Below are 18,863 nucleotides of genomic sequence, written 5' to 3'. Positions count from 1 at the left end.
ATCAGAAATACCCTTAAGTATTAATTACGACGCCCGCCACGTCCCCCGCGTTTCCCTTCAGTGTTACGACGTAATGACGATAGGCGATCTTCACTATCTTTTAAGAAGCTACTCATTAACGCATCGAAATCATCCGCTTTCGGTGTTTCCTTCGGCTTAGAATAGTTATCTGAATTCGATGGTCTAGTAGATGGTTTAAATGATTTATTTTGGTTGTAATTATTATCTTTGGATTCAAATTTAGGTTTACGGTTATGGTTGGCTTGCGATTGAAATCCATCTCGATTTGTTCGAGGAGCTGACTTACTCTCACTAGACTCATTCGCTTGTCTTAAACTTAAACTAATTTTTCCATCTGGAGCGATTGATAATACTCTTACTTCAATTTCTTGTCCCATTGTTAAGACATCATTAATATCTTTTACGTAACTGTCCGAGATTTCACTAATGTGAACTAATCCTGATTTATTGTCGGGTAACTCAACGAACGCCCCAAAATTTGTAATACCTGTTACTTTGCCTTGAACCTTTTGCCCTACTTCGACTGACATATAACCTAATTTCCTCCTTAAGTATTCGGTTTCTTGTATTATGAGATATTGTTCAGCTAAGGTCAAGCCTTAACTTTTTTTAAACATTACTCTGGAATGCTTTCATTAAAAATCGAATGATTGGTTTGGTTGCTATCTCCTAAATCAAAAATGATTTCATTCGGTTTTGAATAGTAATAGTCTCTACGTGCAATTTCTGCTAGATATTCAGGGTTTTGCAATAACTGAAATTCATTACTTACCGCTTGATATCGTTCGATAGCTTTTTGGTTATCGCTTAACGCTTGTTCATAGTGCTGTTGAGCCAGTTGAGACTGCTCATAAGTCTTATATAAAGGAACAACAAATAGACTTAGGACAACTAACAGTCCAATATAAAACAACACTTTGGCAACCCCACGAAGTGAGTGAGCTTTTTTCTGATTCGATTGTCCATCTGGTATCCGCTGGTTTTTTTGACGATCTAAGTGAATAATTTTTTCTTTTTTAGCATACTTTTGTTCATAATGATTGTCCAAAACGCTCACCTCCCATTCATAATCGAGTATATCAATAAACTGCTTAAATATCTAGCAAGCACTAACTTTTTTCCAAATAATATTATACTTCATCATTTAATCTTTCTTCTAAAAGAATGGTATACATATTTTCGGCTTCATCTTTTTTAGTTGTATCTTTCAATTCATTAACTACTACTGTTAATAATCGGTTACCAAAACGAATCGCTAACTCATCTGATACAGCTACCTCAGAACTTGATTTTGCCACTTTGCCATTAATTGTAATTCTTCCTTGGTCAGCTACTTCTTTAGCAACTGTACGTCTTTTTATAATACGGGATACTTTTAAAAACTTGTCGAGTCTCATGATATCACCTCGTTTTCTACTGTTTTGTTAATAATTGCATCTGCTTGTTGGGCAAATTTATTTAAATCACTCAACCATTGGTCAACGGCTTTACCTTGAATCAGCAATTTAACACTTAAGACATCATTATCATAATTGACTTTCACTTTGGTTGGCACATTTTGCAAGGCTTCATAAATATTTGGTCCTACGAAAAACGAACTCGCTTCAGGAGTAAAGGTTACATTCAACCAGACTCCCTGTTGTTTAATATGCATAATACCTGCTTCTTGCCCAAAGTGTCTAATTAAAGCGACTTCCAATAAATTCGCTACTTCATCAGGAAACTCACCAAAGCGATCAATCAACTGATCTTGTAAATCACGATAAGATTCAATCGAATCAATATTTTGAATCGACTTATATAAAGCAATCTTTTGCCGCTCGTCTTCAATATAGAAGGAAGGTAGGTAAGCATCAAATGCAACATCCCACTCTAATTGATGTCCCTTTGTCACTTTGTCTACATGCTTATTCCCGCGTTTAATATCAACCGCTTCTTTAAGCATTTGTGAATACAAGTCGAAACCGACGGAATCAATAAAGCCAGATTGTTGTTTTCCAAGCAAATTCCCAGCCCCACGAATAGATAAATCCCGCATGGCGATTTTAAAACCTGATCCTAATTCCGTAAATTCACGTATAGACTTAAGTCTCTTTTCACTCACTTCACTTAATTGCTTATTCGGTTCATACATTAAATAAGCAAAAGCAATTCGATGCGTCCGTCCAACCCGCCCACGCAATTGATATAAGGTTGATAAGCCCATATGATCGGCATTATCAATAAATAAAGTATTAGCATTGGGGATATCTACCCCTGTCTCTATGATTGTTGTTGTGACTAGCACATCGTAATTGCCTTGAATAAAGTCCATTAACACGGTTTCTAGTTCAAGTTCATTCATTTGACCATGGGCAACACCGACGCGGGCTTCTGGCACCAAATCACTTATTTCCATCGCTCTTTGATCAATGGTTGCAACACGATTATATAAGTAGAAGACTTGCCCACCACGAGCTAATTCTCTTTCAATAGCAGATTTCACTGCCACTTCATTTCTTTCCAACACATACGTTTGGACAGGATAACGGTTATTCGGTGGCGTCTCGATAACAGATAAATCACGAACACCAATCATCGACATATGCAATGTCCTTGGAATAGGGGTCGCTGTTAACGTGAGCACATCCACACTTTGTTTTAACTGTTTTAGTCTTTCTTTATGTTTAACACCAAACCGTTGCTCTTCGTCCACCACCAAAAGACCTAAGTCCTGAAAAACAACATCTTTCGATAATAAGCGGTGTGTGCCGACAACAATATTACAAAAGCCTGACTCTAAGTTTTTAATCGTTTCATTTTGTCTAGCTCTACTGACAAAACGACTTAAGAGCCCAATCTCAAATGGATATTCAGCAAAGCGTTGGACAATCGTATTATAATGTTGCTGAGCTAGAATCGTTGTTGGTACTAAAAAGGCTACTTGCTTACCATCCATTACCGCTTTAAAAATAGCCCGCATCGCCACTTCGGTTTTTCCATAACCTACGTCTCCAACTAACAAGCGGTCCATCGGACGCGCTCTTTCCATATCCTTCTTAATTTCGGCTGTACTTTTTAATTGGTCATCTGTTTCAACGTATTCAAAGGCATTTTCAAATTCAATTTGTTCAGGAGTATCTTCACTAAAGGCATAGCCTTTTTCACTTTCACGTTTAGCATATAACTCAATTAATTCATCTGCAATATCTTCAATTTTACTAGCAACTTTACGTTTTGTTTTAGCCCATTCTGTCCCACCTAATTTATTTAATTTAGGTGTTTTTGCTTCAGAGGTAACATATTTTTGAATCAAATGAATTTGATCAATTGGAATTAACAAACGTGAATTATCTTGATATTCAACCGCCAATAGGTCTCGGTGGACCCCATTAATTTCCATGGTTTCCATTCCCGTGTATTTCCCAATACCGTGGTTGTTATGGACGACATAATCTCCTACCTCAAGTTCGCTGTAGGATTTAATTCTTTCGGCATTCGTTAATTTTTGTTGTTTTGGTACTTTACGTTTTATTTGATTAAATAACTCTTTTTCTGTTAATACAACCCATTTTTCTAGCGGTAGTTCAAAACCACTCGCTAGTTGCCCCACCACTAGGTTGATATGGGCGTCTAAAGGTTCTTTACCTGCTTGGATATTCACAGGTAAAATTTGATTTTCTTCAAATAGTTGTTGCACTTTAATCGCTCGTTGATGCGAATTAACGACAACTTGAATCATTTTCTCTTGTCTCAACCAATGGTCTACTTCTGTTTTTACTAAAGGCAATTGGTTAAAGAACTGATTCATACTCCGATATTGGAAGTGGTACAGCTGACTAAAAGTCACATAAGCAAATCCTCTTTGGATGGTCGATAAATAAATTTTCGGCACCGCTATGCTTCGAATGAGTTCAACGGCGCGATGACGTAATTCCATCCCTGGCATAAGTGTTCCTATCGACGTTTCATGTTCAATCCAGAACTGGTCTTCATCAGCTAATAGTCGCTCTTGTTGTTGGATTTTATCAAATTCCAACATAATTAAATTTAAAGACCCTTGTGCATAGTCAATAATGGAGTGGTCTTTATACTTTAAGAGACTCACATAAGCATCCGGATATTTTAGAGGTTCACTTTGATCAAGCAGCTCAAGCTGTTCTTTCATCCCACGTTCAACATTTAAACGGATTTCTTCGTCTTGAATTTTCTTTAATTGCTTATCTAAAAGTTTTTTTAATTCATGCGACAACGATTGTTGCTCATTTAACGGAAAAATTAAATCCTTGATGGGTTTCAATGTTAATTTATCAATGTTTTCTAAGGATTGTTGGGTTTCACTATCAAACATACGAATCGAATCTAATTCAACGTCAAAAAAATCTAACCGAACAGGATTTTCTAAATCTAGGGGATAAAAGTCTACAATGCTCCCCCGAACACTATATTCTCCTGGCGATTGAACCATTGTTTGACGTTTATAGCCAAATAAATTTAGTTTTTGTTCTAATAGATTCCGTTCAATCTCAGCTCCTAATGTCAACTCAACGATTTCTTGGCGCCAAGTTTGAAAGGAGGTCACACGTTTACGTATACCGGCAACCGAAGTTAAAACAATACACGGATGACCGGAATCCAATGTTTCTAACACTTCAATCCTTTTTGCTTGATTATCAAATGATGAGACTGAAAATTCAATCGCAGGCGATTCTTCTGCTGGAAACACTAAAACAGGCGTATCCGGAAGCATGTTTTGTAAATCCTCATACATTTGATTTAACGCTGTTGCAATGGGTACAACAACGATAAATTGTTTAGGGTCTGCTTGAAATAATTGGGTAAGCAAAACAGAACGGGCACTCCCATCTATGCCCGTTACAAGTTGCGCATGCTCATCATGCAAGTGTTGATTGATTGATTGAACTGTCTCTTTAAAAGGAAACTGATACAAACTTTCCACAAAAACGCTCCTATTCTATACTTACAAACAACTCGAAGAGGGCTCAAAAGATGACCCCTCAGTTAGTTCTAAAAATTATTTAATTAATTGTATTGATTCATTAAAGATATAAAACTCGCTCCATCTGCCCAGTCTGATAAAGCACTCACAGCTTGTTCAACTGCTGAATTCACAGAAACTTGGTCTTCTTTCGTAAAAGGAGCCAACACATGGTCAACAACTTTCCATCCGTGTTGCGGCCTACCTATTCCAATCCGAATGCGGTTGAATTGATCGCTCCCCAACATTTCAATAATACTTTTCATTCCATTATGACCACCGGCACTGCCTGATTGTCTTAATCGTATTTTGCCTACTGCTAAATCTAAGTCATCGTAAACGACGATAATATCTTTCATCCCAATGCCGAAATAGGACATAAAAGGTAAAACGGCTTCTCCAGATAAATTCATATAGGTAAATGGTTTTAACAAATAAATACGTTCATTGTTATTTCGCCAGATTGTATAATCGGCGCGATATTTTTGGTCTGTCATGGTTAGTTGTTTTTGCCTTAACAATTCATCTATAACCGCAAACCCAATGTTATGTCTTGTTCCATCGTATTTCTCACCTGGATTACCTAATCCAATTATTAACTTCACTCAATTCACCCTAGCATTGTTTTCTCGAGTGTTAATTATACCATAATTTTTCTGATTGAGAAGCAAATCGTTTCGGTAGCTTTTTTACATTTTCTATAAATTTACAAAATTTTATCTGTATCATTGTAACCAAGAAACTGTTATATATTAATTAAAAATTCACTATTATAACTATCAAACAGATGTTTATTTTTGTTTATTCTTTGCTTTATTCTTCACAAGCTGTATGGTATACTATACTTAACAAATTTATAGGAGTGATGGCATGGAAATTAGCAAACAAAGTTCCAAAAACAAAATCATCGTTATTGGAGACGGCGCAGTCGGCTCAAGTTTTGCCTTTGCTTTAGTCACACAAGATATTGGTCGCGAAATAGGTATCATCGATATTAATAAAGACAAAACAGTGGGTGATGCATTAGATTTATCTTCTGCGTTAGCTTTCACGAATCCTAAATATATTTATTCAGCTGATTACAGTGATTGCCATGACGCTGATATTGTTGTGATTACGGCTGGAGCTGCTCAAAAACCAGGTGAAACACGGCTCGATTTAGTTAACAAAAATCTTCGTATCTTTAAGGGGATTGTCACGAATGTCGTCGATTCAGGCTTTGACGGTATTTTCTTAATTGCCACAAATCCTGTTGATATTTTAACTTACGCGACATGGAAATTTAGTGGTTTTCCAAAAGAACGCGTCATTGGTTCTGGAACATCTTTAGATACCGCTCGCTTCCGCCAAGAAATAGCTTCAATTGTCAATGTGGATGCCCGTAATGTCCACGCCTATATTCTAGGGGAACACGGAGATACAGAATTCCCCGTTTGGTCCCATGCCAATATTGGTGGCTTACAAATTTATGAATGGATTAAGGATAATCCCGACACAGATGAAGAAGCCTTAGTGAATATCTTTTTCAAAGTCCGTGATCTCGCATACGAAATAATTGAGAAAAAAGGAGCAACTTATTACGGGATCGCCGTTGCTCTCGCACGGATTTGCCATGCCATTCTCGCTGATACACAGTCCATTTTCCCACTTTCAGTCTATTTAGACGGACAATATGGCCAAGAAGATATTTATATCGGGGCTCCAGCCATTATTGGCCGTAACGGAATTGAAAGGATTATTGAAATACCGCTTAATGAACAAGAACAAGCTAAGATGGAATTATCTGCGAATACACTTAAAAAAGTTTTAGCTGACGGAATGGCTAGCTTACACGATTAATCAATACTAACTATAAATAACGACAAAAAATACGACAGCCTTAAAAGCTGTCGTATTTAAATGCTCAGAAATAATAAATTAAATAAATTGCAGTTCGATAGCATTTGTTAAAATGTCACGATAACTATAAGAAGCACGATCAAATGCATTCTCATCTTGGTCTAGCGCTACAACAAAAACAGAACGATACGTTTCTTCTAAAATGCCTCGTCTTTCTTTTCTCTTCTTACGACCCATTTGAACAGTAACCACGATTTCTTGACCAACTTTATCATCTAGATAAGTTTTAATTTCAACCAAATCTTTTGGCATGCCCTCACCTCTTACTAATACTATAACATAAAATTATAAAATTATCAAGGATATCATAAAAGAGCATGGCCCGCAAGACTTATGTTGTATTCTCATCATTTTTTTATTTATTTAGTGATTATCTTATATAAATGTGCGAATTCTTCAATAGATAATGTTTCAGATCGCCTTTGTGGGTCAATTTCCGCTTCAATAAATTGATCCGCTAGTTCTATTTCTTGATTGGCACTTGTATAATAATGACGCAAATTATTCCAAATCGTTTTTCTTCTTTGGGTAAAGGCAGCTTGCACAAAAGCTTGAAAAGTATTTATATTATCAATTTCAACTCTTGGATGTTGGCGTCGTTCTAAAATTAGAACAGCCGAGTCCACATTAGGTTTGGGTATAAACACGCTTTTAGGCACAATAAAGGAGATTTTGGCATCCATTTGATAATGAATCGCAATAGTTAATGAGTTATAAGCTTTTGTCCCCACTTGTGCTGTCATTCGCTCAGCCACTTCTTTTTGCATTAACATTGTCAACCGTTTAAATGGTAATTGGCTCTCAATCAGATTCATGATAATAGGTGTCGTAATATAATAAGGTAAGTTAGCAACCACAACTAAGTCTTCTTCTGCTTGGAGAAATGAGAACTCTTCAGCGGTCCAATCTACTTTCAATATATCTTGATGAAAAACTTCAACATTATCATACGGGCTCAAAGTCGTTGCTAGTATATCTACAAACCGTTGATCTATTTCAAAAGCTAGCACTTTTTTTGCCTTTTGAGCTAAAAACTCTGTTAGAGCACCTATTCCTGGACCAATCTCAATGACCGTGGACTTTTCGTTAACTTGACTTACATCGACCATCTTACTTAATATCTGTGGCTCTACGAGAAAGTTTTGCCCTAAACTTTTTTTCATTTTAATATCATATTGCTTCATGATTTCAATGGTACGATTAGGATTGGAAATCGGTCTGTCATCTCTCATCACATTCATTCAACTCCTTAATAAACTTAGCCAAATCAACATAATCTACCTGGTATAAGGCTAGTTGCTTTTGTAATTGTTTAGTATTGACATGCCCTAAACGATATCGGTCTGCTACAGCCTGCCGTCTCTGGGCTGCCTTGGGGTGGTTGGTCAAGCCTAATTGCATTAACTCTCGTGTGGTCAGTTCCTTTTGTACATGCCCATCAGAAGGAGTGGCTACATCCGCCAGGGCATTTTTAATACTTTCATCACTCGCATGTTCAACGCCCAAACTTTTTAACAAAGAATTAGGCCTCGCATCATCTCTACTCAGATGGGCTTGTTTGACCTTCGGTACGGACTGCGTAATGATTTGCCTAATTCTTTGCCCTTGGATATCAGGATCAGTGAATACAATGACGCCAAATTGTTCCGCTGCTTGTTGAATTCTTTGAATCGTCTCTGAATCAATCGCTGAACCGCCTGTTTCAATTAACTTAATCTTTTGACCATAAACTTCCATCAAACGTTTACTATCATCTCTACCTTCAACAACAATGACTTCCTCAGGGACAATGACTGATTGATTATCCATTTTGGCGACCTAGTTCTGGATACCATTTGAATAAATCAAAGGCATTATTTGTTGTAATAGCCGCTAATTCTTCTATAGCTATGCCTTTAACTTCCGCTAAGCGTTCGGCTGTATAACGCACAAAGGCAGGTTCATTTTGCTTACCCCGCTTAGGCTCAGGAGCTAAATAAGGGGCATCCGTTTCAATTAACAACCGATCTAAGGGGACTAATTGAGCCGCTTGACGGACATCCTCACTTTTCTTAAAGGTTAAAACACCTGAAAATGATAGATGCATCCCTAAGTCTAAAAACTGCGAAGCCTCTTGGGGACTCCCCCCAAAACTATGCATAATTCCACCAGCCTTAGGAACACCTTCTTCCTTTAAAATACGATAGACATCAGCAGTCGCATCTCGATTATGGATGGTAATCGGTAAATTGTGTTCTTTAGCGATATTTATTTGACGGCGAAATACTTTTTCTTGAACGGATTTAGCTGATGTATCCCAATAATAATCCAGACCTATTTCACCTAACATATAGACATTAGGTAGTTCAAGCCATTCATTTAATTGTTTTTCAAAATCCGCATCAAAATGCTTGGCTTCGGTCGGATGACATCCGATAACACTAATGACATTGGCATATCGTTCACTGTATGCCAATGTCTTTTTAATCGTTGGATAATCAAAACCAACGACCGCCATATAAGCCACATCATTAGCTAAAGCGGCTTGGACCACTTGATCTTCAACCCCATCGAATTGTTCCGCATTTAAATGGGTGTGGGTATCAAATAACTTCACATTCATTCTCCTTCATCATAATAAATACCACTGCTGTCCACTGTGCTTTCATTTTATGCAATTTCATTTTATAATTCTACCCTTAAGATTTAATAAATAAACAAAGCCTCGGATCCTTCCAAGGCTTTGTTTGTATTATCCTAATAAAGCGCCATTCGGCATGTCTTGTGGTGCGAAGACAAGGCTTAACTGACCATCTTTTTCAGCTGATAAAATCATTCCTTGACTAACGTGCCCCATCATTTTTCTTGGCTTTAAATTAGCCACAATACATAATTTTTTCCCAATTAAGGCTTCATGATCCGGATAGAATTTCGCAATACCAGATAATATCTGACGATGTCCTTTATCGCCAGCATCCAATCTGAATTTCAGTAATTTATTTGATCCTTCAACTGGAACAACGTCGATAACTTCTGCAACTTTCATTTCTACTTTTATAAATCCATCAAAGTCAACATGTTCAGTTTCTTCAAACAGAAGTTCAGTATCATTTGGATCCCAGGCTTCATCTACTGCTTCTTCTTTTACGCCTTTACCCGCATTCATTTGACTTGCTATAAAAGCAACTTCTTCTTCAGCATCCAAACGAGGGAAAATAGGGACACCTTTTTCAATCACTTTGGCAGTCTCAGGCATACCGCCCCAAGCTAATTCAACCATATTTAAGTCCATTTGTTCTTTCAGACCTAATTGGCTTAATATTTCCGTTGGTGCCTGCGTTAAGAACGGACGCAAGATATGTGCAATAATGCGGAGACTTTCCGCCAGATGGTACATAACTGATTTTAATTGCCCTTGTTGCGCTTCATCTTTAGCCAATACCCATGGCGTTGTTTCATCAATGTATTTATTGGCTCTTGAAACAATCTCCATTACTTGTTCAGTTGCATAGGTAATTTTTAAGTCATCAAAGGCTTGGTGGTAACGCTCTAAGCGATCTGTGATAAAGTTTTCAAACTCAGAGTCCACAACGGTCGCATCATGTTCAGATAAATCAGTCGGTATATGACCATCAAAGTATTTATTCATCATAGCGATTGTACGATTTAATAGATTCCCTAAATCATTAGCTAAATCGGTGTTTGTTCGCTTAACAAAGTCTTCAGGTGTAAAGACATTATCGTTACCTTGCGACATTTCGCTTAGTAAGTAGTAGCGCGTTGCATCCAAACCATAACGGTCAATAAGAACGTCTGGATAAATCGCATTTCCTTTAGATTTAGACATTTTCCCATCTTTCATCACAAGCCATCCGTGGGCTAAAATTTGTTTAGGGATTGGAACATTTAATGCCATTAACAATGTTGGCCAATAAATGGTATGGAAACGCGTAATATCTTTCCCAATAATTTGTAAGTCACCTGGCCAGAATTTCTCGTAATTTTCTGTATTATCCGTCCCATATCCTAGCGTCGTAATATAATTAATCAAGGCATCAATCCATACATAAACGACATGTTTAGGATCCGATTTTACAGGAACACCCCATGAAAATGTTGTTCGCGAAACAGCCAAGTCTTCTAAACCTGGTTTAATAAAGTTATTAATCATCTCTGTTTTTCTGAACTCAGGAACAATAAAATCAGGATGCGCTTCATAATATTCCATCAATCGGTCTGCATAACGGCTCATTCTAAAGAAGTAAGATTCTTCCTTCACCCACTGCACTTCATTACCAGTTGGCGCAATACCTCCTGTCATATTACCTGCTTCATCACGGTAAACCTCTTGCATTTCACTTTCAGTAAAATACTCTTCATCACTGACAGAATACCAACCTGAATACTCCCCTAAATAAATATCTCCTTGTTCTAACAGTTGTTCAAAAGCATTTTGAACTGCCAGTTCATGTGCTTCATCTGTTGTCCGGATAAAACGATCATAAGAAATATCCATTAAAGCATATAATTCTTTAATGCTTTCTGCCATTTCATCGACATAGGTTTTGGGATCTTTATTTAATTTTTCTGCAGCTTGTTCAATTTTTTGACCGTGTTCGTCAGTTCCTGTATTAAAGAAAACGTCAAAGCCCATTAGACGTTTGTAGCGTGCAATAGCATCTGCTAAAACGGTTGAATAAGTATTACCAATGTGGAGTTTACCACTTGGATAATAAATAGGTGTTGTTACAAAAAATGTTTTATTATTTGTTTGATTCGTCACGAATGAGTGCCTCCTAAGTGTTGATTGCTTTCACTATTATAGCATAGCATACAAGAGATTTCTTCACACAATTATCCTCAGTTCAACTTTGGTCTTGCAAGCCTTCTGGAATTTGCTATGATAGATATATAAATTTAATCGAATGTCTTATATTTTTTGGAAGTTTGGTTTAATCCCAATACGGTCCCGCCACTGTAATCAGTCGATTGACTGGAGTCAGGTCGAAAAATATTAGACTTTTTATGTGGTCATTTCGAGGCAAAATGTCACATTGTATTTAACTAGGCCTCAGTGCCTAGTTTTTTTGTTTTTATCATAAGAAAAGAGGAAAAGTAATGAAAAAAAGTTTTTTATTGTTCAGTAGCGTTTTTATTTTAGCCGCATGTGCTAACACCACTCAAGAAGCTGAATCTGTTGAGGAAGTAGCCACTTCCGTCGAAAGCACACAAGCATCATCTGAAGCCGACGCGGATGCAGATGCGCTTGCCGTCACCATCAATTTATCTGTTCCTGGTGAAGATTTTGAATCTTCAAAAGAAATCACCATTGAAGAAGGAGCCATGTTATTAGATATTATGAAAGAAAACTTTGATGTGGTTGATGAAGATGGTTTCATCACTTCTATTGAAGGCTACGAGCAAGATCCTGATGCTGGCTTATATTGGTTGTTTGATGTCAATGGAGAAATGGCAGAAGTTGGAGCGGCTGAATTAGAACTGAAAGCTGATGATATTGTTGACTGGAGTCTGGCTCCATTTGAGTAGATCACGGCAGAGATTTTCAGTCCAACGTATCGCAATTTTAGCGATATTTATTTCCTTAGCCTATGTTGGCAGAATTGCTTTTCAATTTATCCCTAATGTTCAGCCGATGACCGTTATTATTTTGTTGATTACATTAAACACCGGGGCTATTGACGGGGTCATTGTGGCTGTTTTATCGATTATTTTGTCCAATACGCTGCTTGGGATGGGGCCTTGGACAATCGCTCAAATTGTGACCTATATAATTTTGATTGGTTTTACAGGGCTCATTGCTAAACATTTTTACCGCCCTCTAAATAAATACAACCGTATCTTTTTTGCAGCTTATGCTTTTTTGATAGGCCTACTATATGGTTTTATTATTTCCATTTTTAGTGTCCAAATTTATGGCATTAATAATTTTTGGGCTTATTATTTAAGAGGTGTTTCTTTCGACTTGGCTCATGCCGTTGGAAATGCTATCTTTTATATCATTTTAGATCCAGTCATATCACCGCTGATTCGCAAATATTATAAAAAGCACACATTGATCAGTAAAGATTAAGACAAAATTATAAAACCGCCATAAACGTTTAAATTAACGTTTATGGCGGTTTTTGCAGTGATATTTATTATAAGCCACATCTTAATTGGGCTTGGCAATTGGTACAAGTGTTGCAGCCACCAATATCTTCAACAATCCCGGTACGGCAAATTGGGCAGGTATCGCCAACTTCTGAGCCGTAGACAACATCGTCTGTATGGCCTTGTTGTAGATAGTGTTCGCTGTGAGCTTGGTTAACAAGTTGACGTAGTTCTTCCGGATCAGATACAACCCGTGCGTCTTCTACATCAAATAAAGTAATCTTATTGTCAATTTCATTTTCTTCTGCATCAAGTGTTAAAACTTGCGAGTCACGCGAGCCGTCCACATAAACCGTTCCACCTTTAGCGCCACCTTTGTATAGGCGTTCGTAAATACCAGCTACTTGGTTCACCGTATAGCCTTTTGGTGCGTTAACTGTTTTAGATATAGAGCTATCCACCCAACGTTGAATAGTAGTTTGTACGTCCACGTGTTCCTCTGGTGATAATTCCATTGCTGAAACGAAGTAGTCAGGTAGATTATTAGCATCTGCTTCTGGATGATTATCTAAGTACTCTTGAACAATTTCAGAGTTCACTTCGATAAATTTACCTAAACGACCACTACGGTAGTATTTAAAGGCAAAGTAAGGCTCAAGACCTGTTGAAACACCCACCATTGTTCCTGTACTTCCCGTTGGTGCAACAGTTAATAAGTGGGAGTTGCGGATTCCGTGCTCAAGAATGCCATCTTTTACGTGTTGAGGCAGGCGGCTGACATAGCCTGTTTCTGTAAAGGCTTGACGTAATTGTTGTGTTTGGTCTTCTGTTTCACCTAATAAGAACGGGAAAGATCCACGTTCTTTAGCTAACTCAATTGACGTTTCATAAGCTGTTACAGCAATGGTTTCAAAGACTTTGTCGACAATTTTGTTGCCTTCAGGTGATCCATAGCGATGTTCAGTGTAGATTAATAAGTCAGCCAGACCCATAACACCTAAACCAATTCGTCTTTCGCCTAAGGCTTGTTTACGGTTGTCTTCAAGGAAATAAGGCGTTGCATCGATAACATTATCTTGCATTCTAACCCCTGTACGAACCGTTTGTTTTAATTTATCGTAGTCAACTGTGTGTGTTTCCTTGTTAACCATTTGAGCTAAGTTAATCGCTGCTAAGTTACATACTGAATATGGAGCTAGGGGTTGCTCACCACAAGGATTGGTTGCAACTACTTTTTGTCCATAGGCTTTAGCATTTGTATCATTGTTGGCATTGTCAATGAAGAAAACACCTGGTTCAGCTGAATAAGTCGCACAAATATTAATTAACTTCCATAATTCGCGGGCTTTGATTGTTCGGTAAACGCGAACCTCATAGCCTTTTTCTTCCCACTCACGAACATCGCCTACTTCTGGCCACTCGGCATTATAGGCTGCCATTTCAGCTTGGCTATACGTTTCTACAGCTGGGAAACGCAGTTCCCAATCGCCATCATTTTCAACAGCTTCCATAAAATCATTGGTTAATGTAATGGAAATATTAGCGCCTGTTAAAAACTCTGGATTATGGACTGAATAAGTTCCGCCATCTTTTAATTTTTGTTGAGCATCTTCAATAACCGCTTCATCAAAACCACCGTATCCAGGAATTGACTTGTAGCGAACAATATTTTCATACATATTAATTTCTGACATTGAAAGAGCTGTAAATTTCAACTTCTCTTTTGCTAAGCGAATAATTTGTTCATCATCTGTTTGCTCAATTAAGAAACGCAAAATACGCGGGTTTTGCATTTTCGAAATAATAAACTCAATGATATCTGGATGCCAATCAGCTAACATAATCATTTGAGCTCCACGACGTGAGCCACCTTGCTCAACTAAGTGTGTTAACTGAGCTAAGTCATTCAACCAAGAAACAGAACCGGATGACTTACCATTAACACCTCGTGCCAGTGTATTACGCGGTCTTAATGTTGATCCGTTTGTTCCAACACCACCACCCCGGCTCATAATTTCCATCACTTCTTTACGGTGATCAGATATACCACCTCTTGAGTCAGGAATCATCGGCATTACATAACAGTTAAAATACGTCACATCGGTATTAGACCCAGCTCCATACAAAACACGACCTGCGGGAACAAAATTCGTTTCAGAAAGTTCGCGATAAAAGGCATCAAAAGACTCTGCTTGCTTATCTTCTGTCGCTTCAATTTCAGATAAACCTGTGGCATTACGTTTAGCGATTTGCTCATAATAGACTTCTAATGGCTTATCAATTGTTTCAATATCACGGACAACTAAACCTGTTTCGAGTTCTTCTGGATTTTCTAATGATGCTCTATAAGCTTCTTCAACCCAAATTTGAACTTGGTTGTCATCAAGAGCTTGAACAATTCCCACACCGCGAGCTGGGTACTGAGGATCATCTTTAACCGTTAATACAACTAAATCTCCAACTTGTAACGTTCCTTTGGTGGTATCTTTAAACGCATAACGATCCAACATAACTAAGCGTGATATGCCACTATGTGTGATTTGCATATCCTCTTCAATCGGATGAACTTGCGAAAAGCTTTTGATTGCTTCATTTAACTGGTCTTTATTCCACTCAATGGTTTTCTTTGTTTTTAGTTCCATATTAACCTTCCTCTTAAAACGCTTATAACAAAGCTTTATCTACAATATATAGGGTTTTCATAACTTTTACCCACTATATATTGTGTGTGTTAACAGTATAGCAGACTATAAAAAAAATACAAATTTTATTTTTGTCAAGCCTTTTATATAAAAATAATAATATTGTTATTAAACTTTATTTATAGACTACAGGCATCCTAGTAAGCATTTTCTTTGCCTCATAAAAATATTTTAACTATACTAATTATAACCAAAAAAACTGGAGGTTTTTTATATGGCAAAAGTCGCAACTGTTATTACAAAATTATTTGAAGATGTAGAATTCACTTCTCCTAAAGAAGCATTAGTTGAGGCCGGTCACGAAGTAACAACCATCGGTTTTACAGCAGGAGAAAGCGTTGAAGGTAAAAAAGGTGAAGCAACTGTTACAATCGACAAAGGAATCGATGAAGTTGATCCAGCCGATTTTGACGCATTGCTTATCCCTGGTGGTTTTTCACCAGACCAATTACGTAAAGACGACCGCTTTTTAGACTTTACTCGTCACTTCGCTCTACACCAAAAACCAATTTTTTCAATATGCCACGGCCCACAATTACTGGTTAATGCCGGAGTGTTAAATGGTCGCAATGTCACCGCCGTTAAACAAGTTGCTGTTGATGTTAAAAATGCTGGTGCTAATTTCTTTGACGAAGCAGTCGTCATTGACCCATCCGGACTTATTTCAAGTCGAACACCAGAAGACTTACCTGCATTTAATGAAGCTATCGTTAATGCACTAAAATAAATATTAAGGAGCATCCCTATGAAGATTAGCTTTCATGGTCAGTCGTGTGTTTTAATTGAACATGACGGCATCCGTACGATCATCGACCCTTTTATTACTGGCAATGACCTGAGCGATTTAAAGGCCGATGAGATTGAAGTAGATTTTATTTTACTGACCCACGGCCACAACGACCACCTAGGCGATACTGTTTCAATTGCTAAACGTAATCATGCTACGGTTATTGCCCCCTTTGAAGTGGCTAATTTTCTATCCGAAAAAGGAATTAACACCATGGGAGGAAGCGGAGACTATTCATTCGGAAGCGTAAAATTCGTTCAAGCCCATCATAGCTCGAGTTACGAAGAAGAAGGCCAAGTCCATTATATGGGAGTGGCAACCGGGCTCATACTAAAAATCGCGGATAAAACAATCTATCACACAGGAGATACTTGGTTATTTGGCGATATGAAATTAATCGCAGACCGCAATGGTCCCATTGATGTATTATTCATTCCAATTGGAGACCATTATACAATGGGCGTCGATGATGCTTCATATGCGGCCAACGAATTCGTCAAACCATCGATCGTGGTACCTATCCATTACAATACTTTCCCACCTATCCAACAAAATCCACAAAACTTTAAGGATCAAATCAATTCCGATATCGATTGCCAAATCTTAAAAGCAGGTGAAAAAGTATCCTTTAAATAAATATCACATTGAACCGCCTTTTTGTCTTCCCACAGCAATGCGGTTCAATTTTTATGCCCCATTTATGTTAAACTGTTTATATATAGTTATTTATTTATATTGAAAGGACGTTCATATGTCAGATTCAGAATTATATTTTAAAGAAAGCTCACGTGCTGTCCTACTTCTTCATGCGTATACAGGTAGTATTGCGGATATCCGTCGTACAGCACGTGCCATTCAAAAAGAAAATTATACCGTATACAGCTTTAATTTAACCGGACATGGTACGAATCGTATGGAAAATATTCTCGCGTCTAACCCTGAACAATGGTATGAAGATGTAAAAAAAGCAGTGGAATTCTTACATGAGGAAGGCTATCCTGAAGTCGCTATTTTAGGCCTATCTTTAGGTGGTGCTTTTGCTACTCGAGCTGCGATAGACCAAATAACCACTGTTGGCGCAGGTGTTTTCAACTCTAATATAACGGACCATAATAATGAAGGCAGTCGTGTGCACAGATATTTTTTAAAAACGGCTGAACTGCAAAAAGAAAAAAATGGTTTAGATCCACAAACGATTGCTGATGAAATGGAAACTGTTAAATCGGAAGTGCTTGTGCAATTGGAAGAAATCGAAGCGTTCAATCAAGTTACGCGAAACAATTTAGACAAGATAACCATTCCCTTTTATATTGCCCAATCCCAAAAAGATGAATTAATCGACCCACAATCGATGGTTGATTTAAAAAACGCTTTAGTGAATGCCGATGTAACATTTGAATCCTTTCCAGAAAGCACTCATGTGATTACCATTAGTAAAGAATACAAAGAATTTCAGGCTTCAGTAGTCGATTTCTTAAATAAACTAGCCTGGACTGTTTAAATAAAATAATTAAAGCCCTCTGCCAGTTGACAGAGGGCTATTTACGATTTAATTATTCAGAGTCTTTAGTAATACCAAAGCTATAAACTAATTCAACCGTTCTTTCTTCGCCTTCTAATAATTCACCTTGAATTTGATACAACTCTACTTGTAATTCTTTTCCTTCGATTGTATAAACAGCAAAGTTTTGAATCGCTGAGTCACGGTTGTTTGAATGAGATGTTCCGATACTTTCAGATTGTTGTGGTTGGTTCCTAAACGCAAATAAGTTGTTGTAGTATTCAGCATCTTCTTCAGTCATCCAGTCTAAGCGTGGACGTACATTAAGAACATGATCTAAACCTTTACTATAAATATCATCATATCCCTTCGTACCACCTGTATTTGGTAATAAGAATACTGTTCCTTCTGGATTATTGTAATACGTTACACCATCAACTTCTGTTGTTTCTACTTCTTCTAATACACCATTTGAGAAGTTTTCATCAGATAGAACAAATAGTAATGGGTATGTTGCTGAGATAACATGGTCATGTCTTTTTCTGCAGGAACATTAATGTGCTCTTTAAATTTCGTTTCAAGCTGAGAATCACCATAAAATAAAGCATACTCATCATGATTACCTGGCGCAACTGTTAAAGCTACTTGTAAGAATGATTCGCGTGATTGCTCCATAATGTCAACCCACTCATCTTCAACTTCAGCCACCTCAACAAAGTCACCTGTATGAAGCACGATGTGAGTTTACGCAACAAAAAAAGACCAAGTAACTAAATTGATATGCTCCCCCTAAAGTAGACGCTGAAAAAGTAAAACTACTTTTGGGGGAGTTTTTATGCGTTCAAATAGTAAACATACGTGGGAAGAATTGGAAAGATTTATTCG

Annotated in this window: 19 protein-coding genes and 1 riboswitch; of the genes, 6 read left to right on the top strand and 13 right to left on the bottom strand. The window is 37.5% G+C overall.

Annotated elements, in window-relative coordinates; translation table 11 throughout:
- Positions 1-20 precede the first annotated feature (20 nt).
- The 5 genes from ACTQ54_RS08570 to pth all read right to left on the bottom strand — a co-directional run bounded on the left by ACTQ54_RS08570 (position 21) and on the right by pth (position 5,604).
- On the bottom strand, positions 21-551 hold the full coding sequence (locus ACTQ54_RS08570; RefSeq protein WP_441755959.1) for a S1 domain-containing RNA-binding protein: 531 nt from the start codon (positions 549-551) through the stop codon (positions 21-23).
- An 86-nt stretch (positions 552-637) separates the two neighbouring features.
- Entirely contained in the window at positions 638-1,069 is a 432-nt protein-coding gene (locus tag ACTQ54_RS08565) for an FtsB family cell division protein (RefSeq protein WP_441755957.1), read from the bottom strand.
- Positions 1,070-1,151: 82 nt separating this feature from the next.
- Positions 1,152-1,418, bottom strand: a complete 267-nt coding sequence (locus tag ACTQ54_RS08560) for an RNA-binding S4 domain-containing protein (protein ID WP_441755955.1) — start codon at positions 1,416-1,418, stop codon at positions 1,152-1,154.
- Complete coding sequence (gene mfd / locus ACTQ54_RS08555; protein WP_441755953.1) at positions 1,415-4,960, bottom strand: transcription-repair coupling factor; 3,546 nt, start codon at positions 4,958-4,960, stop codon at positions 1,415-1,417. The genes ACTQ54_RS08560 and mfd overlap by 4 nt, the downstream gene beginning before the upstream one ends.
- Before the next feature lie 83 nt (positions 4,961-5,043).
- Entirely contained in the window at positions 5,044-5,604 is a 561-nt protein-coding gene (gene pth, locus ACTQ54_RS08550) for an aminoacyl-tRNA hydrolase (RefSeq protein WP_441755951.1), read from the bottom strand.
- Positions 5,605-5,869: 265 nt separating this feature from the next.
- Here pth and ACTQ54_RS08545 point away from each other — a divergent pair, with 265 nt between their 5' ends.
- A complete protein-coding gene (locus ACTQ54_RS08545) occupies positions 5,870-6,838 on the top strand; it encodes an L-lactate dehydrogenase (RefSeq protein ID WP_441755950.1) in 969 nt (322 codons plus the stop codon).
- Between the two features lie 78 nt (positions 6,839-6,916).
- Here the strand turns inward: ACTQ54_RS08545 and ACTQ54_RS08540 are convergent, their stop codons facing one another.
- From ACTQ54_RS08540 to metG, 5 genes are all read right to left on the bottom strand, one after another.
- Positions 6,917-7,150: a Veg family protein gene (locus ACTQ54_RS08540; protein ID WP_441755948.1), complete on the bottom strand. Its 234-nt coding sequence runs from the start codon at positions 7,148-7,150 to the stop codon at positions 6,917-6,919.
- 107 nt (positions 7,151-7,257) lie between these two features.
- Positions 7,258-8,130, bottom strand: a complete 873-nt coding sequence (gene rsmA, locus ACTQ54_RS08535; RefSeq protein ID WP_441755946.1) for a 16S rRNA (adenine(1518)-N(6)/adenine(1519)-N(6))-dimethyltransferase RsmA — start codon at positions 8,128-8,130, stop codon at positions 7,258-7,260.
- Positions 8,120-8,707, bottom strand: coding sequence for a ribonuclease M5 (gene rnmV, locus ACTQ54_RS08530; protein WP_441755944.1), 588 nt, complete (start codon positions 8,705-8,707; stop codon positions 8,120-8,122). Before rnmV ends, rsmA begins: the two co-directional genes overlap by 11 nt.
- The gene (locus ACTQ54_RS08525) at positions 8,700-9,494 is read right to left on the bottom strand and encodes a TatD family hydrolase (protein WP_441755943.1); all 795 of its coding nucleotides are present in this window, start codon (positions 9,492-9,494) and stop codon (positions 8,700-8,702) included. Before ACTQ54_RS08525 ends, rnmV begins: the two co-directional genes overlap by 8 nt.
- 135 nt (positions 9,495-9,629) lie before the next feature.
- The gene (metG, locus tag ACTQ54_RS08520) at positions 9,630-11,660 is read right to left on the bottom strand and encodes a methionine--tRNA ligase (RefSeq protein ID WP_441755941.1); all 2,031 of its coding nucleotides are present in this window, start codon (positions 11,658-11,660) and stop codon (positions 9,630-9,632) included.
- Positions 11,661-11,791: 131 nt separating this feature from the next.
- Positions 11,792-11,934, top strand: a riboswitch (adenosylcobalamin (AdoCbl) riboswitch).
- A 61-nt stretch (positions 11,935-11,995) separates the two neighbouring features.
- On the opposite strand from metG, the gene ACTQ54_RS08515 reads away from it, so the two are divergent.
- Together ACTQ54_RS08515 and ACTQ54_RS08510 are read left to right on the top strand one after the other, a co-directional pair.
- On the top strand, positions 11,996-12,424 hold the full coding sequence (locus tag ACTQ54_RS08515; protein WP_441755939.1) for a DUF4430 domain-containing protein: 429 nt from the start codon (positions 11,996-11,998) through the stop codon (positions 12,422-12,424).
- Positions 12,417-12,968, top strand: coding sequence for an ECF transporter S component (locus ACTQ54_RS08510; protein WP_441755937.1), 552 nt, complete (start codon positions 12,417-12,419; stop codon positions 12,966-12,968). The genes ACTQ54_RS08515 and ACTQ54_RS08510 overlap by 8 nt, the downstream gene beginning before the upstream one ends.
- Positions 12,969-13,035: 67 nt before the next feature.
- On the opposite strand, the gene ACTQ54_RS08505 is transcribed toward ACTQ54_RS08510, so the two are convergent.
- Positions 13,036-15,630, bottom strand: coding sequence for a vitamin B12-dependent ribonucleotide reductase (locus tag ACTQ54_RS08505; RefSeq protein WP_441755935.1), 2,595 nt, complete (start codon positions 15,628-15,630; stop codon positions 13,036-13,038).
- A gap of 274 nt (positions 15,631-15,904) precedes the next feature.
- On the opposite strand from ACTQ54_RS08505, the gene ACTQ54_RS08500 reads away from it, so the two are divergent.
- The 3 genes from ACTQ54_RS08500 to ACTQ54_RS08490 all read left to right on the top strand — a co-directional run bounded on the left by ACTQ54_RS08500 (position 15,905) and on the right by ACTQ54_RS08490 (position 17,978).
- Positions 15,905-16,417 carry a type 1 glutamine amidotransferase domain-containing protein gene (locus ACTQ54_RS08500; protein WP_441755933.1) on the top strand — a complete coding sequence of 171 codons (513 nt, stop codon included), beginning with the start codon at positions 15,905-15,907 and terminating at the stop codon, positions 16,415-16,417.
- Between the two features lie 18 nt (positions 16,418-16,435).
- Positions 16,436-17,113 (top strand): metal-dependent hydrolase, encoded by a 678-nt coding sequence (locus ACTQ54_RS08495; RefSeq protein WP_441755931.1) that lies wholly within the window; start codon positions 16,436-16,438, stop codon positions 17,111-17,113.
- 115 nt (positions 17,114-17,228) lie between these two features.
- The gene (locus tag ACTQ54_RS08490; RefSeq protein WP_441755929.1) at positions 17,229-17,978 is read left to right on the top strand and encodes an alpha/beta hydrolase; all 750 of its coding nucleotides are present in this window, start codon (positions 17,229-17,231) and stop codon (positions 17,976-17,978) included.
- A 52-nt stretch (positions 17,979-18,030) separates the two neighbouring features.
- On the opposite strand, the gene ACTQ54_RS08485 is transcribed toward ACTQ54_RS08490, so the two are convergent.
- Positions 18,031-18,279, bottom strand: a complete 249-nt coding sequence (locus ACTQ54_RS08485) for a hypothetical protein (protein WP_441755927.1) — start codon at positions 18,277-18,279, stop codon at positions 18,031-18,033.
- 158 nt (positions 18,280-18,437) lie between these two features.
- A complete protein-coding gene (locus ACTQ54_RS08480; RefSeq protein WP_441755925.1) occupies positions 18,438-18,686 on the bottom strand; it encodes a hypothetical protein in 249 nt (82 codons plus the stop codon).
- Between the last annotated feature and the right edge of the window lie 177 nt (positions 18,687-18,863).

The organism is Fundicoccus sp. Sow4_H7 (assembly GCF_052115865.1).
Taxonomy (GTDB): domain Bacteria; phylum Bacillota; class Bacilli; order Lactobacillales; family Aerococcaceae; genus Fundicoccus_A.
The sequence above is the reverse complement of the archived record's forward strand: the minus strand, read 5'-3'. Positions and strand labels throughout refer to the sequence as shown.